Source organism: Mesorhizobium sp. M0522 (assembly GCF_040321085.1).
Taxonomy (GTDB): domain Bacteria; phylum Pseudomonadota; class Alphaproteobacteria; order Rhizobiales; family Rhizobiaceae; genus Mesorhizobium.
On sequence record NZ_JAMYQW010000036.1, the window covers coordinates 1 to 23727 of the forward strand.

General features: G+C 59.6%; 23 protein-coding genes and 3 pseudogenes. 9 read left to right on the top strand and 17 right to left on the bottom strand.

What is annotated here, in order from left to right:
- A partial coding sequence (locus tag NKI58_RS28345; protein WP_352828387.1) for a hypothetical protein occupies nucleotides 1–185 on the bottom strand: 185 nt, incomplete at its 3' end.
- A gap of 10 nt (nucleotides 186–195) precedes the next feature.
- On the opposite strand from NKI58_RS28345, the gene NKI58_RS28350 reads away from it, so the two are divergent.
- Nucleotides 196–459 carry a helix-turn-helix transcriptional regulator gene (locus NKI58_RS28350; RefSeq protein WP_036239966.1) on the top strand — a complete coding sequence of 88 codons (264 nt, stop codon included), beginning with the start codon at nucleotides 196–198 and terminating at the stop codon, nucleotides 457–459.
- Between the two features lie 300 nt (nucleotides 460–759).
- On the opposite strand, the gene NKI58_RS28355 is transcribed toward NKI58_RS28350, so the two are convergent.
- Together NKI58_RS28355 and NKI58_RS28360 are read right to left on the bottom strand one after the other, a co-directional pair.
- Entirely contained in the window at nucleotides 760–2520 is a 1761-nt protein-coding gene (locus tag NKI58_RS28355; protein ID WP_502898846.1) for a DUF3363 domain-containing protein, read from the bottom strand.
- Nucleotides 2517–2873 carry a hypothetical protein gene (locus tag NKI58_RS28360; protein ID WP_352787223.1) on the bottom strand — a complete coding sequence of 119 codons (357 nt, stop codon included), beginning with the start codon at nucleotides 2871–2873 and terminating at the stop codon, nucleotides 2517–2519. The genes NKI58_RS28355 and NKI58_RS28360 overlap by 4 nt, the downstream gene beginning before the upstream one ends.
- 525 nt (nucleotides 2874–3398) lie before the next feature.
- Between NKI58_RS28360 and NKI58_RS28365 the strand changes: the two genes are divergently transcribed.
- On the top strand, nucleotides 3399–3761 hold the full coding sequence (locus tag NKI58_RS28365) for a hypothetical protein (RefSeq protein WP_352637569.1): 363 nt from the start codon (nucleotides 3399–3401) through the stop codon (nucleotides 3759–3761).
- Here the strand turns inward: NKI58_RS28365 and NKI58_RS35635 are convergent.
- The gene (locus NKI58_RS35635; protein WP_245274834.1) at nucleotides 3758–4159 is read right to left on the bottom strand and encodes a hypothetical protein; all 402 of its coding nucleotides are present in this window, start codon (nucleotides 4157–4159) and stop codon (nucleotides 3758–3760) included. The genes NKI58_RS28365 and NKI58_RS35635 overlap by 4 nt on opposite strands.
- On the opposite strand from NKI58_RS35635, the gene NKI58_RS28375 reads away from it, so the two are divergent.
- Both NKI58_RS28375 and NKI58_RS28380 read left to right on the top strand, forming a co-directional pair.
- A complete protein-coding gene (locus NKI58_RS28375) occupies nucleotides 4158–4328 on the top strand; it encodes a hypothetical protein (RefSeq protein WP_245274835.1) in 171 nt (56 codons plus the stop codon). The genes NKI58_RS35635 and NKI58_RS28375 overlap by 2 nt on opposite strands.
- A 449-nt stretch (nucleotides 4329–4777) precedes the next feature.
- Nucleotides 4778–5236, top strand: a pseudogene (locus NKI58_RS28380) (Ros/MucR family transcriptional regulator); the annotation flags it as partial.
- A 157-nt stretch (nucleotides 5237–5393) separates the two neighbouring features.
- Here the strand turns inward: NKI58_RS28380 and NKI58_RS28385 are convergent.
- Together NKI58_RS28385 and NKI58_RS28390 are read right to left on the bottom strand one after the other, a co-directional pair.
- Complete coding sequence (locus NKI58_RS28385) at nucleotides 5394–5705, bottom strand: DUF736 domain-containing protein (protein ID WP_023680034.1); 312 nt, start codon at nucleotides 5703–5705, stop codon at nucleotides 5394–5396.
- Between the two features lie 410 nt (nucleotides 5706–6115).
- Nucleotides 6116–6881, bottom strand: a pseudogene (locus NKI58_RS28390) (IS110 family RNA-guided transposase); the annotation flags it as partial.
- Between the two features lie 551 nt (nucleotides 6882–7432).
- Between NKI58_RS28390 and NKI58_RS28395 the strand changes: the two are divergent.
- Nucleotides 7433–7654, top strand: coding sequence for a hypothetical protein (locus NKI58_RS28395; RefSeq protein WP_023680037.1), 222 nt, complete (start codon nucleotides 7433–7435; stop codon nucleotides 7652–7654).
- 95 nt (nucleotides 7655–7749) lie between these two features.
- On the opposite strand, the gene NKI58_RS28400 is transcribed toward NKI58_RS28395, so the two are convergent.
- The 6 genes and pseudogenes from NKI58_RS28400 to NKI58_RS28425 form a co-directional block, all read right to left on the bottom strand.
- A complete protein-coding gene (locus NKI58_RS28400) occupies nucleotides 7750–8220 on the bottom strand; it encodes a hypothetical protein (protein ID WP_352637564.1) in 471 nt (156 codons plus the stop codon).
- A 733-nt stretch (nucleotides 8221–8953) separates the two neighbouring features.
- Nucleotides 8954–9550 carry a 2-hydroxychromene-2-carboxylate isomerase gene (locus NKI58_RS28405; RefSeq protein ID WP_352637562.1) on the bottom strand — a complete coding sequence of 199 codons (597 nt, stop codon included), beginning with the start codon at nucleotides 9548–9550 and terminating at the stop codon, nucleotides 8954–8956.
- Nucleotides 9551–9626: 76 nt separating this feature from the next.
- On the bottom strand, nucleotides 9627–12110 hold the full coding sequence (locus NKI58_RS28410; protein WP_352824682.1) for an ATP-binding protein: 2484 nt from the start codon (nucleotides 12108–12110) through the stop codon (nucleotides 9627–9629).
- Nucleotides 12110–13006 carry an adenylate/guanylate cyclase domain-containing protein gene (locus NKI58_RS28415; RefSeq protein WP_352757322.1) on the bottom strand — a complete coding sequence of 299 codons (897 nt, stop codon included), beginning with the start codon at nucleotides 13004–13006 and terminating at the stop codon, nucleotides 12110–12112. The genes NKI58_RS28410 and NKI58_RS28415 overlap by 1 nt, the downstream gene beginning before the upstream one ends.
- A gap of 147 nt (nucleotides 13007–13153) precedes the next feature.
- On the bottom strand, nucleotides 13154–13633 hold the full coding sequence (locus NKI58_RS28420; protein WP_352457996.1) for a c-type cytochrome: 480 nt from the start codon (nucleotides 13631–13633) through the stop codon (nucleotides 13154–13156).
- Between the two features lie 55 nt (nucleotides 13634–13688).
- A pseudogene (locus NKI58_RS28425) lies at nucleotides 13689–14144 on the bottom strand (IS1 family transposase); the annotation flags it as partial.
- Between the two features lie 293 nt (nucleotides 14145–14437).
- On the opposite strand from NKI58_RS28425, the gene NKI58_RS28430 reads away from it, so the two are divergent.
- From NKI58_RS28430 to NKI58_RS28445, 4 genes are all read left to right on the top strand, one after another.
- Nucleotides 14438–14689 (top strand): hypothetical protein, encoded by a 252-nt coding sequence (locus NKI58_RS28430; RefSeq protein WP_031212899.1) that lies wholly within the window; start codon nucleotides 14438–14440, stop codon nucleotides 14687–14689.
- 66 nt (nucleotides 14690–14755) lie between these two features.
- Nucleotides 14756–15007 (top strand): helix-turn-helix domain-containing protein, encoded by a 252-nt coding sequence (locus NKI58_RS28435; protein WP_352622060.1) that lies wholly within the window; start codon nucleotides 14756–14758, stop codon nucleotides 15005–15007.
- On the top strand, nucleotides 15007–15861 hold the full coding sequence (locus tag NKI58_RS28440; protein WP_352828393.1) for a hypothetical protein: 855 nt from the start codon (nucleotides 15007–15009) through the stop codon (nucleotides 15859–15861). The genes NKI58_RS28435 and NKI58_RS28440 overlap by 1 nt, the downstream gene beginning before the upstream one ends.
- 13 nt (nucleotides 15862–15874) lie before the next feature.
- Nucleotides 15875–16195, top strand: coding sequence for a tyrosine-type recombinase/integrase (locus NKI58_RS28445; RefSeq protein ID WP_352787231.1), 321 nt, complete (start codon nucleotides 15875–15877; stop codon nucleotides 16193–16195).
- Nucleotides 16196–16905: 710 nt separating this feature from the next.
- On the opposite strand, the gene NKI58_RS28450 is transcribed toward NKI58_RS28445, so the two are convergent.
- From NKI58_RS28450 to NKI58_RS28470, 5 genes are all read right to left on the bottom strand, one after another.
- On the bottom strand, nucleotides 16906–19107 hold the full coding sequence (locus NKI58_RS28450; RefSeq protein ID WP_352853983.1) for a xanthine dehydrogenase family protein molybdopterin-binding subunit: 2202 nt from the start codon (nucleotides 19105–19107) through the stop codon (nucleotides 16906–16908).
- 3 nt (nucleotides 19108–19110) lie between these two features.
- Complete coding sequence (locus NKI58_RS28455) at nucleotides 19111–19569, bottom strand: (2Fe-2S)-binding protein (protein ID WP_352467057.1); 459 nt, start codon at nucleotides 19567–19569, stop codon at nucleotides 19111–19113.
- A gap of 237 nt (nucleotides 19570–19806) precedes the next feature.
- Nucleotides 19807–20121, bottom strand: a complete 315-nt coding sequence (locus NKI58_RS28460; protein ID WP_352854033.1) for a DUF4917 family protein — start codon at nucleotides 20119–20121, stop codon at nucleotides 19807–19809.
- A 658-nt stretch (nucleotides 20122–20779) separates the two neighbouring features.
- Nucleotides 20780–22195, bottom strand: a complete 1416-nt coding sequence (locus NKI58_RS28465; protein WP_352622068.1) for a mannose-1-phosphate guanylyltransferase/mannose-6-phosphate isomerase — start codon at nucleotides 22193–22195, stop codon at nucleotides 20780–20782.
- 242 nt (nucleotides 22196–22437) lie between these two features.
- A complete protein-coding gene (locus NKI58_RS28470; protein ID WP_352853985.1) occupies nucleotides 22438–23427 on the bottom strand; it encodes a nodulation protein NodZ in 990 nt (329 codons plus the stop codon).
- Between the last annotated feature and the right edge of the window lie 300 nt (nucleotides 23428–23727).

The window sequence follows — 23727 nt, forward strand, 5'->3', positions numbered from 1 at the left end:
AATGATGTCAGAAGCTGGTAAGGCAGAAAATGACAAAAGCGCTTGACCCCAAGCCGCCGAATAGAGAAGCCATGATCCGAGCTCCAATCAGCTTGGGTAGTGGTTAGGCCGTGCAAGGTGTAACGAGCACCTCGTGCGGCCGCATCTTTGTCTTCCAAAATGTCACTTTTTGTGACTTTTAACAAGCAGAATATCATGAAAAAAGACATATCGCCCCAGCAGCTCCGCGCCGCCCGAGCCTTAATTGATTGGACGAGAGAGGATCTGGCTAACGCATCGGGGATAACCGTTCGCACGCTCGTCAGAATTGAGAATGCCCAAACGACTTCGAGGCAAACCACGTTTGACGCGTTAGTTGCGGCGCTCGAAACTGCCGGGATCGAATTCATCCCGGAAAACGGTGGTGGTGCTGGCGTTCGCCTGGCGCGTAGATCTAACAGTCCAAAAGGCCAAATGTGACCGTTTTGCATAGACCGGCTGTCGTTCGTAACCGTGGCCTGCGGGATTACCGAAAGCCGCAATTGCGTATCCGACCTGTTGGAGCGGCGCTCGACTGGTCAGAGGGAAGGCTTGGCGCGCTGCTCCTCAATAGGTGAGCTAGCAACAGCTCGTCTGGACCGAAGACGATCCGCTCCGAGGCCGCCCGAAACGGCGGCGAAATTCTCAAGGCTCTGACGGATGGAGCAACAGAATTCCTTGTGGAGCGCGGCAGCGGAACCTGGAGTAGGAAAGGCCTTGGTGAGCACCATACCTCAGCCGTCACATCCCGATTCCGCGCTTTCTGCCGAAGCTCCAGTCGATGCCGCCGCTGTTTTGCACGAGGCCGGTGATGTGCTGGCCGATGCGCCCTTCCAGCATCGGCTGCCAGGGCACGAGCCGAAAGCCGAGACCATTGTCCAGCATGGCGAAGCGCCCGCTCGCAAGACTGACGGGGCCAAGCAGCGTGCCGCCGACATGATTGCCGGGCTGGACGGGCGCGAAAGTGAGGCCGCGCGCAGCGGCCATTTCTTTGCCGACGCGCGTAACCTCCTGGCGCTCCAGCGTGGCTACAAGGTCGCGCGCGAAGGTGATGGTGCGGCTCGTCGCGTCGCGTTCGGCATGGCCCAGCCTGACGAGTTGGGCAGCCCGTTTGTCGAGCGCGTTGTCCACGTCAAGGGCGAAGCCTGACCGGACCATCGGCACAGGGTTTCTGGCCGTAAGCTCCCGATCGAGCCAGGTGGCGCCGTCGCTGCCGATCTGCGCGTCGAGGTCAAGCGTCGAAAGCAGGCGGACGGAGAAGTCTTTTGCGCGGTTCTGGCCATCGTAGGCAATGCCGCGCTCGGACAGGTCTTTTGGTACGCGCCAGTGGTCTTCGTCGATGCGTTCGACATGGCCGGCCCGGCGCAGCGCTTCGAGACGGCGGACATGGAAGCGGACGAAGGCGTCCGGGTCCTTGCCCTGCTGCAAAAATGTTTCCCGGATCGCCTCCAGGTGCCTGCTCGGCCGATAGATGCCATCCTCGCCGGCTGCGACGCCGATGTTGCGGTCGGCGGCACGCGGCTCCTCCTTCGGCGGGATCGGATCAAGCGCTACGATATGGCCGCGCTGAATGTCTTCGAGCTTTGCCGCATCGGCGGTCTCGACAAAGTGCGTTCGCCCGTCGACGCCATCGATGACGAGCGACAGCCGGTCGCTCATCTCGTCGCCGGCAAGACCCTTGGCGAGCACACGGCCGACGACCGGCTCGGTGATGGTCTGGCGGTGCATGACATATTGCGCGGGGCCTCGCTCGTGGGCGAGGCCGTGCTCCTCGAGTGCCCGGTGCATGGTCTTGATGATGTCGTTGCGCTCGCCAAGCGCGCGCAGCGTGCTTTCGGCTTTGTCGGAGATCAACCACCGGCCGGGCTCGATCTCGTTCGCCAGGCCGAAGTGCTCCAGCTTCTTTGCCCGATCGATCAGCAGATAGCGATTGCTGGAAATGGTGTAGCTGTCGCTGGCATTGGGACGGAGGTCGACAACATCGTGCTCCTGCTGTTCGGCGATCAGCATGCGGTCGAGCCGGGTCAGCCGTTCGGCGTCCACCTCGTTGGCCAGCTTGCGGGCGACCTCGATCTCGCTTTGCAGCCCAAGCTCCCGTTCCACCAGCTCGCCTGCCCGGTGACGGATGCCATGGGCGATGTAGTCGCCGGCGATGTTCAGGATCTTGCCGTCGCCGGTGACGCCGCGCACCAGGATGTGGGTATGCGGATGACCGGTGTTGTGATGGTCGACAGCGATCCAGTCGAGGCGCGTGTCAAGATCGGCTTCCATCTGGAGCATGAGATCGCGGGTGAAGGAGCGCAGGTCTTCCATCTCGGCGGCATCCTCCGGCGCGACGATGAAGCGGAACTGATGCCGGTCACCGCGTCCGCGCTCGACGAAGGCCTTGCCGTCGGCCTCGTCGTCGAAGGCCGAGTACACCCTGCCCTTCTCGCCGTCCCTGGTGACGCCGTCGCGCTGGAGATAGCGCAGATGCGCGTTAACGGCCTTGCTCGACGTCACGAACTTTTGGCCGTGCCCGGTGGTCCCTTGCCTCGCCCCGGCAGCTTGACCACGCGCGCCTTCACGACGACGCGGCGGGAGCGAAAGCGGACGCCATTGCCGTCCTGCTTCCAACCGCCACCATCCCTTGGCAACTCTGCTGCCAGCTTGCCGCCGCGGCCGCGGGCGTTGAAGCGGCCACTCCCCTTTCCGGCACCGCTGCTTGCACCGAGGCGATAGGGATTGCCGCCCTGCTTGCGGATGGCAATCTCGACCTGGCGCACAAAGGGCAGTGCGCGAGAATTGACCGGCGCGCCGCCATGCCGCGTCCGGCCGGTGCGAACCTGGAATTGGTCGCTGTCACGATCTGCCATGACGGCAGCATCGGGCGTCGGGATTCGCTCTTCAAGACGGCCGGAACGCTGAGCGTGCTATGGAGCGCAAAGACTTGCTGTGGCGTAGATCAGCGGATCGCACATCGCTGCGGCACCACATCTTTGCTTTTCAGACCAACAGGATAGTGGACCAACCGTCAGCCACGCACCTCGCGGCCTGCCGCCTAGCGTCGGCACGAGCAGGAAAAAACAATGTGCAGACACACACTTACGAGCAAAGCGAGGGCGAGCGCCAGCTCACTTTATCTTGCTGTCCCCCACCACCCTCGCTGTCCCCCACCACCCTCGGTAACCGTACGGATCCTGCACATCTTTCGGTCGTGCAATCTCGCAACATGTGACGTTCCTTGCTATTGAGAGATTTCCGGCGGTGCCTCAACGTTCCTGGGACAAGGCCAACAACCCGTGCTGGTCGACGCATGACGCGACCTGGTATCGGGCCGTTTTGAGGCGGAGGAATATTGCCGCCGGCGCAAGCTTTCGACGAAGACTTTTGAGCTGTGAGTGCGCCATCTGGTGAGCCCGGAAGATCGGCGCAAACGTGCGGAATATCTGCGGAAATTGCGCCAGGAAAAGCCGGAAAAGCGGGGCAAGAAAGGGCCGCCGAAGCGACGCAAGAGCCCGCGCCGCTACCGCTACAGCGTCCGTACGGACACCGGTCCGATTGCCCTGCAGGCGTTCTGGGGCAAGCATGTGGAGGCGATGAACTGGAGCGGGTTGGGGCTTGCCGAATATGCCGCGGCGCTCGGACTTTCGCCCCATGCGCTGCGCAAATGGCGCGCTCGTCCCCGAGGAATTCGAGGCCGAAGTGGACTGGCGATCTCTGTTGCATCCGAGTGCGCGGGCTCAATTCAGCAGCGCTGCTAATTGCGTACGGCGCCAATGTCACTTGACACCGCGGTTGACGGGCGGTCGAACCGGCGCCGCTTCAGCGACGCACAGAAGCAGGCGATCGTGCAGGAGACGGAGAAGCCCGGCGTCAGTGTGGCGGAGGTTTGCCGCCGCCATGGGATGGCCACCAGCATGCCTTCGGCCGGCGTGTCGAGTTCGGCGTGACCGCTCGCAAGGCGCCGCAATTGGCAACGGTTGCACTCATCCATGGGACGGAAACCGAACCGCCGGTACTGACTGCCCTGCGCAATCTCGTACGACCGCCGGACGGCGTGATGACAGCCCAACTGGACGACGGGCGGCGCGTCTTTGCATCCGTCGGCACAATGCAGATGCAGTCCAGCAGCATCTCGCGGCGAGGAAGAACGCATCATGATCGTCGTTCCGACGGGGGTGAAGGTGCATCTGGCGCTCGGTCATACCGACATGCGCAAGGGGCTCGATGGGCTCGCGGCGCCGTGGTGTCAAACGAGTTGTCAGCTGCGGGGTGGCAAGCGCTTCAAAAGCAGCACGCCGTTCATCAGATATTCGTTGAGCCAGTAGGCGGCAGCCGTTCGGGCGCATGCCGGCTGCCATGTCAGCAACATCCATCCTGCCGATCGGCGCGAGGCGGTGCAGCCCACCTGAATGAGTCCCACAAGAGGTACACGCGAGGGCCAATTCATGCCGGGGCGAGACCAGGACCGCGGCACAGAGTGTCGCGACGACAATTGTTCATGGCTCAATCCTGCGACGCAGGAGCCATGATTCATGGCGCTGGCTTGCGTTGGGCTGTGCGCTTGGCGCGCGGAGAAGCGAGGGGGAAAGCCTTCCTGCTTCCCCGACGCGATCGGCAACTTGTCTGCAGCCGGACCGAACGATCGCAGCGACACTTGCCTGCTTGATATTTACACGGAATGAGGTTTGTTGGCGGAGTAACGAATTATTTGCCTGGATTGGCAAATAGACAGACCATCCGTTTTCAAAGCGCGCTTTGGACAAGAGGAAATTCGATGACCGTTTCTCCAGACCCAAGCGACCAGGCTGATCTCGTATCAATCACCGCCGACATCGTTTCCGCCTACGTTTCGAACAATCCGTTGCCGGTCGGCGAGTTGTCGAAGCTGATCGGGGATGTCTATGTCGCTTTGCAAGGGATCGGCACACCTGTGGCTCCGACCGCAGCCAAACTGGAGCCGGCGGTGTCGATCAAGAAGTCAGTGTCACCTGATTTCATCATATGCCTGGAAGACGGGAAAAAGTTCAAATCCTTGAAGCGGCATATCGGAACGCACTACAATCTGAGTCCGGACGAATACCGCCAGAAATGGAACCTGCCCTCCGACTATCCTATGGTTGCGCCGAACTACGCGGCGACTCGCTCGGCCCTGGCAAAATCAATAGGATTGGGCCGCAAGGCGGCAGCGCCAGCGACAGCTGCGGCGGAAAAACCAAAACGAGCTGCTCGCGCGCCAGCGGCGGCAGCAATTGCCACGGCAATCAAATCGCCGGTGAAGAAGGCGCGCAAAACACCCGTCAAAGCATAGCGTGCTGCACCAGATAGAGGTGCAGTGGCGAACCTGAACATGGCGAAGCCCCGCCTTGCGCGGGGCTTCGTGTTAGCTCGGATCACTCGGCGGCGCGGCGGGACCAGATGAGCGAGAACTCGCCCCCGGGGTCGGTTTCGACCAGGCTCGCATAGATCGGAGCGGGGAAGCTGGGATCGTCGAGCTTGACTGAGTGATAGTCGCGGCCCTCGCGCGAGGTCTTCTTCCATGCCGCCCCGAACTCGATGGCGCCGGCGAAGATGCGGAAGTCCGGACCTTTTTCATTGTCGCCGTCGACCGGGGTGAACGACACTGTCTTGACGTTGAGGTTGAGGGTTTTGACTGAGCCGGAGAAGCCGTTCGCGGTGCGGGAGAATGTGCCGATCGTCGCCATTGTGGTGGTTCCTTCTGTTTCTCGGGCCGCGCCCATTGCGGCTTCACATGAGGGACCACTCGTCAAGCTGTGGCTCTGAGCTGCTGAGTGGTCGTTTCTGGAGGACGCTCCGCTCGGTGCGAGGCGTCCTGTCAAGGGTGCTCAATCGCATTCGGCACAAGCAGCGCGATCCCTACCGCCACATGAACCTGAGGTCTGAGCCCATTCCTGATCCGCGCGTTTGCACGTATCAACCTCACATCCGGTCGCCGCTCGAGCGGCCGCACCATAATCCCGCCTGCGGCGGCAAGGGCTCAGGAGGACGAGACCAGTCTCGATGACGGCGTTCAAAGCCATGCCGCAATGCGGTCGTCCACCTGGTTCCGGCCGGGCTGATCAGGCCCTGGCCGAACTGGAATGCGGTCAGATCGTCATGGTCTTACAAACGCTCCTTCGATCACCACGCCGGCGCGGACGTATTTCCACAAAGCCACGATCAGCTTGCGGGCCAGCGCGGTAATCATCACCTTCTTGAAGCATCCGCCATTCTGGGCAACTCGCTCGTTGAACCAGCGGCTGAGCGCCGAGGCGGGCTGGTGCCGCAACCAGAGCCACGCCATTTCCAGCAGCGTCGATCGCAAGCGTGGGTTTCCGGACTTTCCGATCCCCTGTTCCCGGTCGATCGACCCGCTTTGCCATGGCGTCGGCGCAAGGCCGGCATAGGCCGCCAGCTGCCGGCGATTGTCGAAGCACCGAAACAAGCCCTCTCCCCACAGCACGGCCGCAAACTCTGGTCCGATACCGACGACTTTCGACAGCATAACTACTTCACGCGCCGATTGGCGTTCTTCGGCGAGCATGGCGTCCAGGTTCCGCCTCGACTGCCTTGATCTGATCGAGCAGCATTTCCATTCGGTCGACCTCACGCAGAACCTGGCGCTTCATATTTGCGGGCAGATCCCGTCCATCGCCGGTGTGAAGAGTTTCCAGCCGATCACGACGATCACGCCGCAAAGGATCGTAGCCGGTGATGCCCTGCGAGAAGAGCAGACCCTTGATCCGGTTGCCGTGCCGGATGCGTTCTTCCATCAACACCTTGCGCTCCCGGACGATGCGGCGGCGATCCTCCTCATAAGGGCTCGGCACGCGTAGCATGGAGCAGACTCGCGGTCCGCCACGCTTGAACGCCAGCAGCGACGCCGAGTGGTTTTGAAAGCAAGGCAGCACACAAAGAGCTGGACGAGATCTTTGTTTCGGTGGAGTTGAGCAAGAAGTCCTAGCTGGTCACCTCGATTCGCCGGGAGCTGGCGAGAAATTATCGCGCCATACCATCCCCGGCGCGGATATTGCCGGGTTTCTTGGCCGGCTCGCTCAGTTGAAGCAAAGGCTCGTAGCCGAACCGGCCGCGACTATCCGTTCGTCATCATTCAAGGGGCCGGCCTTGATGGCTTCTGGGTCCACCGAGTTCTGGAAGCAGAAGGCCACGACACTCATGTCGTTGACGCAGCATTTTGAACATCACTACGGTTCGGTCGCTTCTCCAAGCGCCCGCCGTGCGGGTGGCGGAGGAGTTGTATGGCCTCATGAGGGTTGAACGAATGTTTCGGGCAAGTTTGCAGCCAGCTCCGCCGACTGAACCAAGTCCGGAGATTCCATATCGACGCTTGGGTTGGACGCTCGCGCCAGCCGGAACCAACGGCGGCCACAAGCGGTTTACCAATCGAAGGGACTGCAATGGATGCAGGATAATGGAATTTTTGGATATGGAACTGGCGAGAGCCCGACAGCGGCTCAACGGAGCGCAGCTTTCCCTTAAACGTGCGAATGAAATGCTGGATGAAGACTGCGGCGTCGGCATCAATATCGCGCTGTGCAGCAGGATACGGGCTGCGCAACGGCGCGTGGTGGAGGCCAGATCGCGGTTGACGAAGATCGATCCCACCAGCGCTGACGGAGTTCGCACACGTTGAACCATCCGGGCCGTGAAAGCCTTCCGATCCGCCGCTGCCCCATGTCGTCACGGCTAGCGCCTCAGACCGCGCAGCAATATGTGAGGACCGGCCTCTCATTCGTCACGGCCCTCCGGCCAGCTCTTTGCGAGCGTAAGATCGGACAGCGGAACCAAAGGCGGATTCGCGAATTCTACCGCTAGACAATTGGATTGTTGCCCATGAGGCTCGCGACCCTCCACCTTGAAACTGCGAGATACGGCGATGTATATCGCGCCGCCAGGCTCGCGCGAATGACGCGGCAAATGATCCGGCACATCAAGCGCACTGACACCTCGGCTCAAAACGTCGAGCAAGCGCTGGCTAGGTTGGCCGAAGCAAACGCGCCCATGGACCGGCTCACGCTGCATCAGTAAGGCCGCCACGCTCATGCCCGCCCCCGCATCGGCACGATGTGCGGCTGGTTGTTCGGTTACTGCATGTGGCGTTCCCTCCACATCCGTTTCGCGGTGCCGGGGATGGCGCTGATGATCTTGGCGATCGGGCGCTCGCTGCCCAGTCGAGTAGATCGAGCTGCGCTGGGTCATGATATCGCTTCTTCGTGACTCCGCTGGTCCTTAATCGGTTGTTCTTGCGAGACTTATGTAACATCGTGCCAGCGCCGTTCAGCGCATCGTTGCCGCCACGGCCTCGGATGATGTCGGCGACATCGAAAGAGCCGAGCCGTTGATGCAGCCCAGTTCGCTGCTACGGTCAATGATCCTGGTCGGCGGCAGACTTAAAAGCGCTGACGGGTGGCTAGAATGTATCACGTCCACGGATATGCCTACGAGAACGTCTTCCCCTTCGCGGGTGACTTTACGCGGCTTCCTCATCATCGTCTGACTCGTACTTTCGAGCTCGTGACGCTAGATCCCGGGTGCTGTCAGGCCGCATGCCGGCGATAGCAAAAGAACGCCCCCTCAATAGTGGGTCTTGCGATGTAGCGGTCTCCCACCCTCAAATTCCAAACAATTCTCTGTTGGAATACAGCGCGCTCTGAAGCCCAGGATGGCGCCGAAAGCTGTTTGCTGGGCCGTGCGCCAAATCAGCCGAATTGCTCTCTAGAAAGCCGTTCTTCTCCATACCTCTGTGCTACGCTATTGAGCACACAGGTTGGCGATCTCAATGAATTCAAGTGCTTGGCGCATAGCGCCTAGCATCGAGTTTGCAGCCTGCTGCGCTGGAGCGAGAGAACCCGACGACGAACGCGAACGCCCATCGACAGGTTTGAGAGATTTTGCTCTAGTGAGAGTATGATCCACGCCGCATAGACCGGTGTTATTTCGCCTGGCGATTCTTCCAAGAGATCGCGTCCTCAAGCCGGTCGTCACCCCAGAAAATCTCCTTGCCGACGACGAAAGTCGGCGAGCCGAAAATGCCGAGGCTCTTGGCTTGGTTCGTCGCGTCAACAAGCCCCGCCACGGCTTCTTCCGCGTCCGCGCGTGCCAGCACATCCTCCACATCGGCGCCGGCCTCCGTGATACTCTGGCTGATGTTCGGCTCATTTCCGGCAGGAAGTCCTTGTTCGATCCATCGCCTGTAGCTTGCCCGGACATAGGCGGGACACCAGCCTTCTGCTGCCCCCACGATCGCTACACGGTTCGCCCGTTCCAGCTCCGCTAGAGGGTACGGCGCCGGGAGCTTCGGCGAGAGCCCGCGCATTTGCGAGCGCCGCTCGATGTCCCTCCACATATAGGCGGCCTTTGCCGGCTTGTTCACAAAGGGGACGTTGTTCATCTCGATCATCACCACCCGCACATTGAAGGGTTTCCAGACGAAACGAACGCCAGTCTGCTTCTCGACCTGCTCGATGCGCATGACCGACAGGTATGTGTAGGTGCTGCCTATTGAGAACCAGAAGTCGATGATTGGCATTACCTAAAACTCCAGAGCATGACCCGCCTTGTCGCCAGCGAGGTGTGCTCCCAACGCGGCGATCCCGCTCCCGACATTAAGGCAGGCCTGGCTTCGTTGCCATTGTAGTTACCAATACGTCACCGGAAACCTGCGAGGCCAGGAAATTGCGAGCGTCGCGTATGTCCCGAGAGAACTCTGCATCTGCAAAGGGAACCAGGAGTTGCTCCAGCATCGAGCAGGGATAGAGCCCAGGGCTGGCCTCGTGTGCGAAACGCGCGAGATCTGTCGCGGCTCGAAGTTCCAACATTCGGGCGTCCTGCTGCCGCGCAACCTCCATTGCGGCGAGGAGGCTGGTTTCCACCCGGGAGAGGTCCGGCTGTGGTTGCTTCAGTGCCACCAGGCCATCGAGCCGATGAAGTTCAGCCAGCCAGAACTGCTCGCCCGACCGGCCAACGAAGGCGAAACCTTCCCGCACCGCAGCCTCTGCTGCCACCGTATTGCCGGCCTTCAGAAGGCATTCGGCAAGCTGCGCGACGAACACTGACTCGAATAGGTGAGCGTCGCGCGTTCGATTGGAATCGAGCGCCTGACGGATCGTCGCTATGTTCTCGTCGGTTGGCTCGCGCCGGGCTCGCACACATGCATGGCATAGAACGCCGTTTCGCTTCAGGTGCTCGACCTTCCGTTCGCCGCAATAGGTGACGAGCGCAACAGCATCGCTCTCGCAAGCGTCGAGATTGCCGAACAGAAATTGTGGCCACACGATCGTGTAGAAGTTGCCTGCCGCGACGGTGTGAGCGTTGCCATGATTTAACAGCTCTGACCGCACCTGTTCACTGGATTTCGCGACGCCCTCGTACTGTCCCAGCAGAGCTAACGCCATTGTCTTCCAGTACAGGACGTTCAGGCCGGGGTCGATGCCAAACCAGGAGCTCAACACCTTCTGGCGGTCGGGGTCACGATATCTTTCAGCCGACTGCAGACTTTCCAGAGCCTCGCGAGAACGTCCGGTCAGGACCTGGGTCGTCCCGAGAAGCCGATAGGCGACCAACTTGAATGTCGGGTCGACCTGGCGGTCCGCAAACTCTACAATCTGCCGCGCTAGGGCGAACGCATCCTCCATCTTCCCCGCGAAATAGCTGCTCGCGCATAGGCCATGCAGAACCGAGAAGCGTTGCAAGTCGGAACCGACGCCTGCGTCAAGCAGTGATTTGGCACTAGTCAACGCCGCAACTGTTTCCTGGAACGGCAGCAGCGAGTTGGCGCGGGCGACCAATAGAGCCAGTTCAAGTGGTCGACGCACCTGCTCGTCTTCGATTTGCCGGGCTGCCGTCAATCCGGCCCCGGTGTGCTGAGTGGCCTCGGCAAGAGCTGACCGCGACAGGGCCAATTCCGCAGCAGTCAGCCAATAGTGCGCCGCCGGCTCCGAGAGTCCCGCCTCAGTGTAGTGATGGGCGATCACCGCCGGCGCGGATTCGCTGCTATCAGCAAAGCGCTCGACAATTGACCGGGCGATGTCCGCATGGATGCGCTGTCTGCGGGAGCGAAGCAGCGAGTTGTGGGCTGCATCCTGCACGAGCGCGTGTTTGAAAACATAGATCGTGTCACCTATGGCGGCGCGAGAGAATACCAGCTCCGACTCGACCAGTTTGTGTAACGCCTCCTTAAGCGCGGTTCCGGTAATCGGCGAGATCGCTTCCAGCAGACGGTACGAAAATTCCCGGCCGATCGCCGCGCCAATCTGTGCGATTTCCCGGATCGACCCGAGCCTATCCAACCGCGCCATTAGGGAGTCCTGCAGCGTCGATGGAATCGCCAGTGCCGTCAACGGCGCGGCCAGCACAAAACACTGGCTTTGCTCGCGCAGTTGCCCCGATTCAAGGACCGCCTTGGTCAGCTCCTCAACGAATAAGGGAACGCCGTCAGTCTTAGAGATTATCGCGCTTTGCACTTCTGCAGGAATCTCCTTGCCGCCGGTGATGCGATCGATCATGGCTGCAGCGTGACGCCGTCCGAATCGGTTGAGCGCCAACCCTGTCACATGGCCTTGACCGACCCAGGGATTTGTAAACTCCGGGCGAGAGGTCACTATCAACAGCGCCCGCAATCCCGGTACTCGCTCGACGATGCCGCTGAAGAAATCCAGCGAGGTGGGGGCTATCCAGTGCGCGTCCTCCAGCACGGCAAACACGGGCGCCTCTCGCGTCAGCCCGGCGAACAGCTCAATCAACGCGGCAATCGTCTGCTCCTTTGCCTCGCTCGGCACTACTCCGAGGTCCTGAAAGTGTCCCTCGGTCGAGATCGACAGAAGCGAGGCGAGATAGGATGCGACGCCCCGGCCACCGAGGCCCGAGCGGGCGATTAAAGCTTCGAGCCTTTCGATTTGCGCTGTCGGCGGCTCGCCGGACCTAAGACCCAGCGAAGATGATATCTGTCGGACGACCGGATACATCAAGACGTTGCGATGGTGCGGAGAACACTGGTAACGCACAAGGCCATAAGGTTGACCCACGATCCGTTCGCGCAGTGCCTCCAACAGGCGTGACTTGCCGATGCCTGCCTCGCCGGTCAGCAACACTACTTGGCCTTCCCCCCGCACGCGTCGCTCCAGCGGTCGGCAAGCAACGCCACTTCCTGATCACGTCCCACCAGGGGCGCGTTCGACCGGGACGCCTCGAACCGATTGACGTTCTCCGTCTCGCGGAGGACCTCCCAGGCCGAAACCGGAGCATCAAAGCCTTTGATGACGTGGACGCCCAGGGCCTTGAGCTCGAATACCTCGCCAAGTAGTAGGCGCGTCGAAGACGCGATGACGATGCGGCCTGCGTTCGCCAGACCCTGAAGCCGGGCCGCGAGATTCGGCGTATCGCCGACCACCGCATGCTCGCGCGATGCACCATGGCCGATCACGTCCCCCACCACCACCAGGCCAGTCGCAATTCCGACGCGCGCCTGGAGTGTGCCTGCTGCCGCCGTTTCAATCGTGGCAACCGCAGCTACGATCTCCAGAGCGGCACGCACGGAACGCTCCGCGTCGTCTTCATGGGCAAGCGGATAGCCGAAATAGGCCAACACGCCGTCACCCATGAACTTCGCAACAAACCCCCCGTACCGGGCGATGATGACGGAGCAGGCTTCTTGGTAAGCGCGCAGTACGTTGCGCATCTCCTCCGGATCCAGCCGTGTCGACATTTGCGTCGAGCCGACGAGATCGCAGAACATAACTGTAATCTGACGTCGCTCAGCTGTGTCGACATGCGGCGTCGTCGGCTCTATGGGCTCGGGTTCCAATTGCCGCGCACCAAGGCGTTCGATTGCCTTCAACAACCGCTTGCGATGCCCGAGAAGCACGCCGATCTTTTCCAGGTCGGCATCCGTAAGGTCAGGCAGCACTTCGCTGTCTATCCCGTTCTCACGGAACGAAGCTTCATATTGAACAAGACCGAGGCTCTGCAGCCATTTCCCTAAATTCATGGACGTATCGCAGCCCGATTGGACCAATAGTCCTCAAACGGGAGCCGGATGTCTAGTGAAGAGAATTCCGGGTAGTGGGTCAGTTTGAAATCTGACGCTGCGCTTTTTGCCGGGGCGCCGTTCTTCGCTCAGCTCTGGGCATATTTGTCAGTTCTTCGGCATTTGGGGTGGCACAAGTTGAACGTATGGCGTCGTCGGTTCCTTATCAGGGCGAATGCGACTGGGGGCCGGCTTCCCGTGTTTGCCGAGCGACCTAATGTATTGATAGAGCGATTGCATATCGCTCTCGTCCATCGCTCGAAGATTGTACCAAGGCATCGGTGGAGACGTTCTAATGCGCTTCAGCATCCCTACAAATCCACGCTCGGTCATTACCGAAGCATCTATCCGAAGATTGGTCGCATAGGTCGTGCCCCAAGGACCGCGCCAACCGACCGAGTTGCCCATTAAAGCCTTTTCAGGATCAATCTTGCCTTCTGTTTCCCGGTAGCCTTCGGTATGGCAATCGTGACACCCGCCGATGATTGATACCTGCAACCCTCGTTCGACCGATACTTCGCCTTGAGCGAAGGCTGCAATTGGCATCGTGAGACCGGCTAATAGGAAAAACAGGCTTGTGACACGCATCCTTCCCTCCCATGCGTTCCGCTAAGCAGTATGAGCCAACGTCCGAAGGCGACGGCTAGCTTGAAAGGCTCTTTTTGTAAGGGCCGCGAATAGCCGGTTTCTCGGCTTCTCTCGCTTCGATCAGCGCAACGATGTCACCAATCTCCCAAAGCTTGTCAGTGACGCCAGTGGCCATCGCAGGCGTCATGCGCAACGTGGCATGGATGCGAACAAAATTGTAGTACATGAAATGCAACGCCACCGCATTGGCGTGAGCCTCCACCTTCTTGGAAAAGCCATTGGTCAGGCGAGTGAAGCGGCGCATGTGCATCCGCATGGTCAGGTTCTGGCGTTCCGCAAATGACGTGCTGACATGCTTGATGTCAGGATTTCCTTCGATCCGTTCTTTCCGCGCGCCAGTGCATTCGGCGGGGCTATAGCGGCCCTTGGCGCTGTCAGGCGAAGTGCCATAGAGCTTGATCAGCATGGCATAGTCGATATCGCCGCCGAACGCACCTTCAACAGCCTCTAGCGACTTGAACCCCCGACGTCAGCACCGAAACATTCTGCCGCATCTTACCCTGTCCGATTTGCACGTCGCTACTCGCCTTTCCCGAACGAGCCGGCCAAGCAGCTTCCGCACCACGCAACATCTCTTATCTTGGGCAACACGGTCTCTTCATTACCGGATGTGCGGGATGTGGATTTGTTGTGCCGAGTGCAATATGGCCCCGTTTACCGGGACCGAGGCTTGTCGAAACAGTCAACCGCCTGGATTTGATATCGTTGTGCTGTTTCAGTACCGACGTTCTCGAGGCCGCGTCTATGAAGAGTGACGCGCTTTCGTACCCGCCCCGCGGCCTCTCTCGTGAGGAAGCAGCGCGCTATGTCGGCGTCGGATCGACACTATTCGACGACATGGTTGCTGACGGCCGCATGCCGAGGCCTAAGCACGTCAACAGTCGCGCGATCTGGGATCGTGTGGCGCTCGATATCGCTTTCTCCGCCCTGCCAGACAAAGACAATGGTCTCCAACAACTATTGGAGCGGAGCAAACGAGAGCCGACAAGGAGATAAGCAACTACGCACATTGCGTATACGCTGCAGGCGTAGTACAGTCATCGCCTGAGCGGATGAGATGACGTGAACGACAATGAAAAGCTCGCGCGAGAAGTGAAAGCCTGGCGGGCGAAGGGAGGATTCACCGCCGAGAGTGCAGCCAAGGTCTTGGGAATACCGAAACGCACTTTTGAAGGCATAGAGCAAGGTCGGGGCTTCCCTTACCCGGTACTCCTGCGCGTTGCCATGGAAAGCAAGACCCTTTCGCTTCAGGCAATGTTGGAGGATTCCCCGCCTGTTGAGCAACGGCAGCGGAAAACTCAAAGGGAGATTTAATGGCCAGGCCATTCAAAGATATCCGCTACCCCGGCGTTTCGTCGCGCATCAAGAACGGAAAGCTCGTCTATCGCTATCGCGGCAAAGGAATGCCCGAAATTCGGCTTCCTGGCGGACCAGGCGATCCTGAGTTCGAAGCCTATGAACAGGCAACGCAAGGCCAAGGTCAAAAGGCCGTCATCATTGACTTGCCCGGTCGGGCGTTGCCAAAGACATTTGGTCATGCTGCGCGCCGACTTGAAGCGACGATGGAATGGCTGGACTTCGACGAAGCGACGCAGCAGAAGAATGCTCGGCTTATTGAGCGCTTCCTTCAGATGCAGGTCGATCCTGCCTATCCGCTGACTTGGCGCAACACGCCGGTGGAACATCTCGATGCCGACCATCTGCGTGCGATTATCGAAAGTGTCTTTGCCACCAACCGGACGGTTGCCAAGCACCTGCTGGTGGCAATCAAGAAGCTCCTGTGGGTGGCGATCGAAGTTGAGAAATGGATCAAACCGCAGGACGATCCCTCGCTGTCGATCCGCGTCCGCATTCCAAAATCGACTGCCAATCCCGCCTGGCCGATCGCCATTCGTGAAAAGTTCGAGGCGCACCATCCAATCGGCTCAGCGCCGCGCACCTGCTATGCGCTTGGTTTCTGGCTCGGCAACCGACGCGGCGATATCGCCTCACTGGCGTGGGACGATTTGGTCTTCGAGGAGATCGAATTGTTCGATGGCTCCTTGGAAACAATCGAAGCCTTCGACTTCCGACAGCAGAAAAATCGTAACCGTCATGGCGGGCGCGAGATGTTCATCCCGGTTGTGGACAAGCTGGCGCAAGCTTTTAGTGCCACTAGATCGCTCTAAGGGTGGCACGGTATTGAAGAACGGCTATGGGCGTCCGTTCTCCGAAAAGAGCCTCACCGGCATGATGGCACATTGGAACAAGCAAACCGGCATCCCGGAGGGCTACACCCTGCACGGGCTGCGCCGTACCTTCGGTACGTATCTCGCCGAATGCAACATCCAAGCGCGTGCTATCATGGAGGCGATGGGGCATTCTTCAATGACGGTAACAGACGAGTATGTGCGAGAGGCCAATAAGAAACGGATGGCTGTCGATATCGCCCGCGCCATTAACGAGCGGGAGGCCAAACGCGACGCCATGAAGCAACGGACACCGCTGCGCGTCATCAAATGAGCGGTTTCAAACCGACCACATGCAGGGTGGCCTATCGGCCGCCCTTTTTGTTGGGCCCATAACGGGCCCAAAACGTTTTGCGCCGAGGCCACTTTTTATAAACAAAATCAATGGTCATGGTGGGCCCGGAGGGTATTCAGAAAGCCATAAAAATCAATTGGTAAGAGATCAGTGGGACTTCAGAGCATTCAAATCTTTTCCAATGTTTTTCAATGTTGTTGTCCCACTCAGAAGTGCCTCAGTCCACCAAGCCGACGCACTGAACGCCTCACTCGGAAGGGAGGTTTGCGCAAGGTGAAAGGAAGATCGCGTCGGTGTGCAGCCTTCCTGAGAAAGGTCGCGGTAGAGCCAACTGCTGACGCTCAGCGCGAAGACATCAATGTCCTGTTATGGGGCCGTCAGAGGACCGCCGCTTCTCGCGCCCAGAAAGCGATAGCAGACATGCAACTAGGTGGTACAAAAGTCTCTAGCGTGACCCTTTCGAGACATTTGCGTGCGGCATTTGCGTCTCGAAAGCGGTTCTTCAGTGCTACCAGCACCAACGACCGTCTGCGGTCGTTCAGAACACGGGTTACCGTCTCTAAACCGGATATTGGACCGGGCAGCCGCCGGAAATTGATCGAATGGAGGTGATCGCCTGTCAGGAGGCGTTCAAAAACGACCTACGACCGCGATCTTCATCGCGGCCGTTTTCACGGTGTCATTCCCGGCTATGCTGACAAGTTCTTTATGATCGGCAGCTTGCGGATCGTCTTGCCCGTCGCCGCCCGTAGCGCGTTGGCGACGGCCGGGCCGATCGGCGGCACACCGGGCTCGCCAACGCCCGTGGGCGGCTCGTCGGACGGCACAATGTGCACCTCGACGCGCGGCATCTGCTCGATCCTGAGCGGCGTATAGGTATCGTAGTTCTCTTGGTCTATGACACCGCCCGTCAGGGTCAGCTCCTCCTGGAGGATCGCGCCTAGCCCGAAGCCGATACCGCCCTCCATCTGAGCGCGGATCTGGTCAGGATTTATCGCGGTGCCGCAATCTACCGCGCAGACGACGCGGTCGACTTTGAAATCATTTCCATCGTTGAAGGTGATCTCCACCACCTCGGCGACATAGGTCGAGAGGCTTTCATGCAGGGCCACGCCGCGGAAACGGCCTTCCGGCAGAGGCTTATCCCAGCCTGCCTTCTCAGCAGCCAATTTCAGCACGCCGGCATGCCGTGGATGGTGACCGAGCATCGACAAGCGGAAATCGACCGGATCACGGTTCGCAGCGGCGGCGAGCTCATCGATCAGGGTTTCCATTGCGTAAGCGGTGTGGGTGGAGCCTACCGAACGCCACCACAGCACTGGGATGTTCACGTCCGTCGTGGTCAGCTCGACCTTCAGGTTCGGGATCGCATAGGGCAGGTTGGTGGCGCCCTCCACGGAGGTCGGATCGATGCCGTTCTCGATCATCGCCGCAAAGGGCGAACCGCCCGCGATCGATTGGCCCACGATGTGGTCATGGAGAGCGACGACATTGCCTTCCTTGTCGAGCCCCGCCTTGACTGCGTGCACATAGACCGGCCGGTACCGCCCACCCCGCATGTCGTTCTCGCGGGTCCACTGCACCTTCACTGGCTTGCCGGGTCCCAGTGCACGCGCTGTGGAAACAGCTTCGATAATGAGATCTGCGTCCGAGACCGCTCGGCGGCCGAAGCTGCCGCCGGTCTTCATCACGTGCAGCCTCACCTTGTCCGGCGTGGTGCCGCCTACTTGAGCGGCAGCCGCCTGATAAAGGTCGGGCATCTGGTGTCCGCCCCAGACGTCGATGGTGCCGTCTTCGTTGATTCGGGCGGCCGCGTTGAGTGGCTCGATCGAAGCATGGACAAGATAGGGGAATTCGTAGTGCCCTTGGATGACTTTCTCAGCACTGGCCAACGCTGCGGGAGTGTTACCGTCGTCGCGCGCGGTGGCCGCGCCCGGATCGTCTGCTGCCTTAGTGTATTCGGCCATGATCTCGGCCGTGCCGCGCCTTTCGGCCTTCTCTTCGTTCCAGGTCACCTCCACGAGATCGCGGCCCTTGAGCGCCGTCCACATGTCCCTGCCGACGACGGCAATGCCGCGCGGCGTCTGGACGACATCGACAATGCCGTCGAGTGCCTTGGCCTTGGAGGCGTCGAAGCTCTCGATCTCAGCGCCGAACTTCGGCGGATGGATCATAACGGCCGTATTGAGTCCATCCATCTTGAGGTCGATCGTGTAGGTCTGCGCGCCATTGGTCTTGCCGGCGGAATCGTAGCGCTTGAGGCTGTCCGATCCGATCTGGGCCCACTTGTCGCGCGGCTTTAGCGGCACGTCGTCGGGAACCGGCATTCCCGCTGCGGCTTCAGCCAGGTCACCGAAGCGCGCCTGCATCCCTGAGGCGTGCGACACGACCCCGGAAGCGACTGTGATCTCGCCGGCTGGCACGTCCCACCGCTGCGCCGCGGCCGCCACCAGCATGGCCCGTGCGGCAGCACCCGCCTTGCGGTAGCGCTCCCACGACGAGCTCATCGACGTGGAGCCACCGGTTCCCTGCGCGGCCCCGCCCCAGGCGAGATTGCCGTAGAGCGCGGTATTGCCATATCCGCCGACCACGTGGATCTGCGCCCAGGCGCCGTCGAGCTCTTCCATAACCAGGGTGGCGATGCCGAAATAGGAGCCTTGTCCCATCTCCAACTGCGACGAGTGGATGACGATTCGGTTCTCCGGTGTGATCTCGACATAGGTCTGGAAGGGGTTCGCCTGGACCGTTGCAGGCGTCGTTTGTGCGTTGGCGGGCGCGGCCATCATTAGCCGGTAGCCCACGGCGAGGCCCGCGGTGGTGACGACCGTGCCGAGGAGGAACTGGCGGCGCGTGGGCGCCACGGCATTATGCTTCGGGAGAAACTGCAACATGCCTCAAGTCTCCAGCCGGTTGGCGGTCTCGTGGATGGCCGCGCGGATGCGATGATAGGTGGCGCAGCGGCAGAGATTGCCGCTCATCGCCGAATCAATATCATCGTCCGTCGGCTTCGGCGTCTCTGTCAGGAGGGCCACGGCCGACATGATCTGGCCAGACTGGCAATATCCGCATTGAGGTACGTCGAACTCGGCCCACACGGCCTGGACCGTTTCGCCGATCTTGCCCGACACGCCCTCAATGGTGGTGATCGAGGCTCCTTCGATGTCGCCGACTGCGGTCTGGCACGAGCGCGTCGGCATGCCGTTAACGTGAACCGTGCAAGCGCCGCACTGGGCAAGGCCGCAACCGAATTTCGTTCCTGTGAGTCCGATGCCGTCACGGATCGCCCAGAGCAGCGGCATCTCTGGATCGACGTCGAGTGTTCGCGCCTCGCCATTGAGGGTAAAAGCGACCATGGCTTGCTCTCCTTGTCCTGAGCTGGCTATCTCGTTGCGCCTCCGCCCGGCTAGGAACCGGACTCTTCTTGCTGAGGCATAGCGACCACAGACTAGGATCGCGCAGCTCGAGCAACAAGCCGCTAGCTGGCAATCGCGAGATCGTGAAGTGGCTCGTGTCGAAAGGCTGGAGGCAACTGAATGTCATTTTTGGGCCGACCGGCCGGTCAGTTTCCGGCTCGATGACCTGGTTGGCAGTCATTCCGCTTCTAAGCCTAAACCCCAGACATGAACTGTAGCAGCATCATAAAAGACGACATCAAGCGGCGATTTTTCGTTGCACTGCACCGCTAGCTCGTTCGCGTGGTTCATGATCCGCTGGTTATCCGCGGATGCTGGTTCACCATAGATGCCAACACAGAGCTTGTGAAACTTGCCACGCGCTATGCGGTTAAGGATGTGGTCGTCATTCGTAGCGAGCGAATGGTGGAAAATGAGGAAGCAATGGCTGGCGGTCTTCACATTCGCGGTGAACTGCTTGAAGCCTTGGTACAGGTAGGCATTGTGACGGATCTTCGCCTTCTTCTGGGCGCTGGTGGGCTGATGAAGGGCGGCTTAGGGTCATGATTTCCGGTTCATCGCGCTGCAATGACCGATGAGTCACAGACGCTGCATTTCGCGCTAGACCGCAGCTGCGGTATTCTCGATCATACGCTCAGCCATCCTATTCGCACCTCGTTGCCGCCGTTCGCCGCACCTATCGATCGGAGGCCTTCCAGCCTCGCGATAGCCGCGCTATGTGGCTGCACACAACCTGACGACGAACAGGAGCAAGATTGGACATAGAAGCCAGCACAAGATCGCCCTCCCCCTGTCCTTGCTCGTTTTCATGCGAAAACAATCAAACTGAGTGCTGCGGGGATAGCGAGGTCGATTTGGCCCACTTCAGAGCAAAGTCGGCCATAAGCCATTGATATAATTTTGGTGGGCCCTGAGGGTGCTTGGAAAGTCAGAAATATCAAAGGCTATTCGACAGTGGGACTGTGTTGCGTTACTATGCTCTCCGGTCTTTTCCGGTTGATTTGTCCCACCCCTGATGCCGATTGCGGTCCTTCGCCGCTGCCTTGGTCAATTCCCGATTCCACAAGCATCCGGTCCTGAGTGGGCAGACGGCCTTCCTAGTGGTAATTAGTCAGCGACACGTTGACCGTTCTCGTCATGCGGGTGAAATCTACGTTCGACCATATACGTCGTCGAAGCGAACGATATCATCCTCGCCGAGATAATCGCCGCTCTGCACTTCAATGATCACCAGGTCAATTCTGCCTGGGTTCTCCAGCCGATGCTTATGGCCGCAGGGGATGTAGGCTGATTCGTTTGTCGCCAGGAACAACTCCTGCTCGCCATTGACGATTTTCGCGGAGCCGCTGACCACGACCCAGTGCTCCGAACGATGATAGTGCATCTGCAGGCTCAGCCGCCGACCGGGCTTCACCTCGATGCGTTTGATCTTGAAGCGCTCGCCTTCCTCAAGAACCGTGTAGGTACCCCACGGCCGGTGTACCGTGCTGTGGACCAGGTGAGCTTCATGTCCTGAAGCCTTGAGGCCCTCGAACAGCTTCTTGACGTCCTGAACGCGGTCGCGGGATGCGACAAGCAAAGCGTCCGGGGAATCGACGATCACCAGATCGCTGACACCGACCGTGCCGATGACGCGCTTGTCGGAGCTCACATAGCTGCCGGTCGTGTCGACCATATGCACATCGCCGCGTATCCTGTTCCCGCTTTCGTCGGCGGCGATCAAATCGGCCATTGCGTTCCAGGATCCGATGTCGTTCCAATCCATGTCGCAGGCAACCACGGCAAGTTTGTTCGTCTTCTCCATGACAGCGTGGTCGAGCGAGATTCGCGGGGCGGAGCCGAAATGCTCAGGCGCGAGTTCGATTTTGGCAAAGCCTTCGCCTTGACTGAAGCGGCCGTTCTCGTAGCTGTCGGAGACGGCCTGGATCACCGCGGGGCAATGCGATGCCATCTCGTCGAGCATGGTTTGTGCGCTAAAGCAGAAAATGCCGGCGTTCCAGAAGAAGCGCTTGGACGCAACATAGGCTTTGGCTGTGTCCAGATCCGGTTTTTCAACGAAACGGACGACTTTCTCACCATCCGCTTCGATATAGCCGAATGCCGTGTCCGGTCTGGTTGGGGTGATGCCCAATGTGGCGATCCGCCCGAGCTTCGCATGTTCGATGGCCCGGCACATGACGTCTAAAAATGCAGGCAGGTTGCCAACCATGTGATCGGCTGGGAAGACGCATAGAATCGCGTCAGGGCCTTGCGTTGCCTTGGCATGGATGGCGGCTGCCGCAACGGCTGCGGCCGTATCCCGGCCTTCAGGCTCGAGCAGAAAGGTGCGTGGCAGGACCACGGAATCTAGTTCGTCGAACTCGTCCTTGGTAAGGAAGAGGTGTTCCCCAGATGTCACGGCGACGAGTTCCACTACGCCCTTTATCGAACCGACGCGCAACACAGTGTGCTGCATCAGTGAATGCCCGTCTGCCACTTTGAGGAAAGGTTTAGGGTGCGATTGCCTTGAGGCGGGCCATAGCCGCGATCCGGCTCCGCCGCTGATGATGACGGGAACCACTTTCATAGAACAACCTCGATTTCGTCTCTGGAGTGATTGCCCGCGCCCTTTCGAGCGTTAGCGTCACGATCGCCGTCGCTCTGGCTTGGTCTGCGGCCTCCGAGTAACAGTGAAGTTCTGGCGCGTTGCCGAACGGCCTCAGATGACGACGCTATCGGTATCGTACGACGCTTCCATGGCCTCGATGAGAAATGGACATTCAACTATGCCTGTTGGTTGCATCCGCCGAATTGCGCAGGTGGCGGGTCTTAACTGAGACCAGAGATTCTTTGGCTGTCTTCTATCAAAATCAAACGACTTGGCTCCTTCAGATCGAACTCGATTACCCGTGGCACGAAAAGGCGTGCATATCGTGTAAAGGCGCTCGTCGGAGGAAACCGAATTACGGTATCGCAGCGCCCGAGAAGATACATCTCAACGAGGGCGGAAATTGCGCCGTCAATCCCAAGTGCTGCAGTGTGTAAGGGGCCGTCTTGATCGGATCGGAAATGCTTGGGGACGGTGAGAAGATCGGGAAACCTGGCCGACAGATGATCCAGGATCTGGGCGCTGTCCGTGCACAAGAACAGCCGCACAGGCCTGGGGTGCGGTAAAGCTTTAGCCTTATCAATCGCAGTGCACACTTGTCGAACGGCGAGCTCCGGATCGGCCCAGTAGGGCGCATGGTCCATGATGTCTTCACCGTTACCATGCCGAACATGAACCCCGATAATGCTGTGCCCCTCGAAACATTCCTGATAAATGGCATCTATGCGTGCTTGAATTTCAGACCGAGGCTTGACACTCTGGAAGACCTGCCGCTCGGCATCCTCATCGCACCGCCACATCAAACAAGCGTCACACACTACTGTGTTCGCTTCGACATCGTGTTCGGCCTGAAAGAGCTCGCCCAACTCGTCGCGCTCTTGGAAAATCTGCTCATCTGGGCGGTAAAGGCAGTCGATCGCTGGCCTATTCCACCACTCCGGGAAGAATGGACCCGGGAAGGAAAAGTCGTTGATCCGGTCGTCGCAAATAGCCGGTACGCCAGCGATGTCATTGATCGGTTGGAAGAACACCGGAAAGGCATTTGCGAAGGGTTGGTCGAGATAGCAGGACCCGCGCCAGTCGACGGCTAGCGTTCGTCCCGACCGCTGAGCGTAGCGCCAAGCGGCCGCCAGCGACCACAGACAATCACCGAACCCCGTACGCCTCTGAGAGACGACGAACCTGCGCTTTACCAATCCACTGACCTGCATATTCGGAAATCTCGTTTCAGAGACGAGGTTGCATCTGGCTTGGGATCTCTTAATCGATACTAGTCGATCGTTACGCCGGGCGATTTGGTAGAGGCTGCGCCGTGGGGCAGAAGAGCTCCCTCAGCACTGCCTATCCTTATCTCTGTGACGCTCGCAAATCTTGACGCCGGTACACTCGCTTCCGGTTTAAATTCAGCGTTCTCTAATGCGCCCGGCGACATGTGTAAAATTGATTACGTGGATGTGGCCCATCCATGTGTTGGATACTAAGGCGTTCCTTGACGATGAGCCTCTGCTGAC

Excerpts from the sequence above, each read along its gene's own strand:
- NKI58_RS28350 (WP_036239966.1), top strand. The coding sequence starts at position 196 with ATGAAAAAAGACATATCGCCCCAGCAGCTCCGCGCCGCCCGAGCCTTA.
- NKI58_RS28360 (WP_352787223.1), bottom strand. The coding sequence starts at position 2,873 with ATGGCAGATCGTGACAGCGACCAATTCCAGGTTCGCACCGGCCGGACG.
- NKI58_RS28375 (WP_245274835.1), top strand. The coding sequence starts at position 4,158 with ATGATCGTCGTTCCGACGGGGGTGAAGGTGCATCTGGCGCTCGGTCAT.
- NKI58_RS35635 (WP_245274834.1), bottom strand. The coding sequence starts at position 4,159 with ATGATGCGTTCTTCCTCGCCGCGAGATGCTGCTGGACTGCATCTGCAT.
- NKI58_RS28385 (WP_023680034.1), bottom strand. The coding sequence starts at position 5,705 with ATGGCGACGATCGGCACATTCTCCCGCACCGCGAACGGCTTCTCCGGC.
- NKI58_RS28395 (WP_023680037.1), top strand. The coding sequence starts at position 7,433 with ATGGAATTTTTGGATATGGAACTGGCGAGAGCCCGACAGCGGCTCAAC.
- NKI58_RS28400 (WP_352637564.1), bottom strand. The coding sequence starts at position 8,220 with ATGACCCAGCGCAGCTCGATCTACTCGACTGGGCAGCGAGCGCCCGAT.
- NKI58_RS28405 (WP_352637562.1), bottom strand. The coding sequence starts at position 9,550 with ATGCCAATCATCGACTTCTGGTTCTCAATAGGCAGCACCTACACATAC.
- NKI58_RS28415 (WP_352757322.1), bottom strand. The coding sequence starts at position 13,006 with ATGAATTTAGGGAAATGGCTGCAGAGCCTCGGTCTTGTTCAATATGAA.
- NKI58_RS28420 (WP_352457996.1), bottom strand. The coding sequence starts at position 13,633 with ATGCGTGTCACAAGCCTGTTTTTCCTATTAGCCGGTCTCACGATGCCA.
- NKI58_RS28430 (WP_031212899.1), top strand. The coding sequence starts at position 14,438 with ATGAAGAGTGACGCGCTTTCGTACCCGCCCCGCGGCCTCTCTCGTGAG.
- NKI58_RS28440 (WP_352828393.1), top strand. The coding sequence starts at position 15,007 with ATGGCCAGGCCATTCAAAGATATCCGCTACCCCGGCGTTTCGTCGCGC.
- NKI58_RS28450 (WP_352853983.1), bottom strand. The coding sequence starts at position 19,107 with ATGTTGCAGTTTCTCCCGAAGCATAATGCCGTGGCGCCCACGCGCCGC.
- NKI58_RS28455 (WP_352467057.1), bottom strand. The coding sequence starts at position 19,569 with ATGGTCGCTTTTACCCTCAATGGCGAGGCGCGAACACTCGACGTCGAT.
- NKI58_RS28465 (WP_352622068.1), bottom strand. The coding sequence starts at position 22,195 with ATGAAAGTGGTTCCCGTCATCATCAGCGGCGGAGCCGGATCGCGGCTA.
- NKI58_RS28470 (WP_352853985.1), bottom strand. The coding sequence starts at position 23,427 with ATGCAGGTCAGTGGATTGGTAAAGCGCAGGTTCGTCGTCTCTCAGAGG.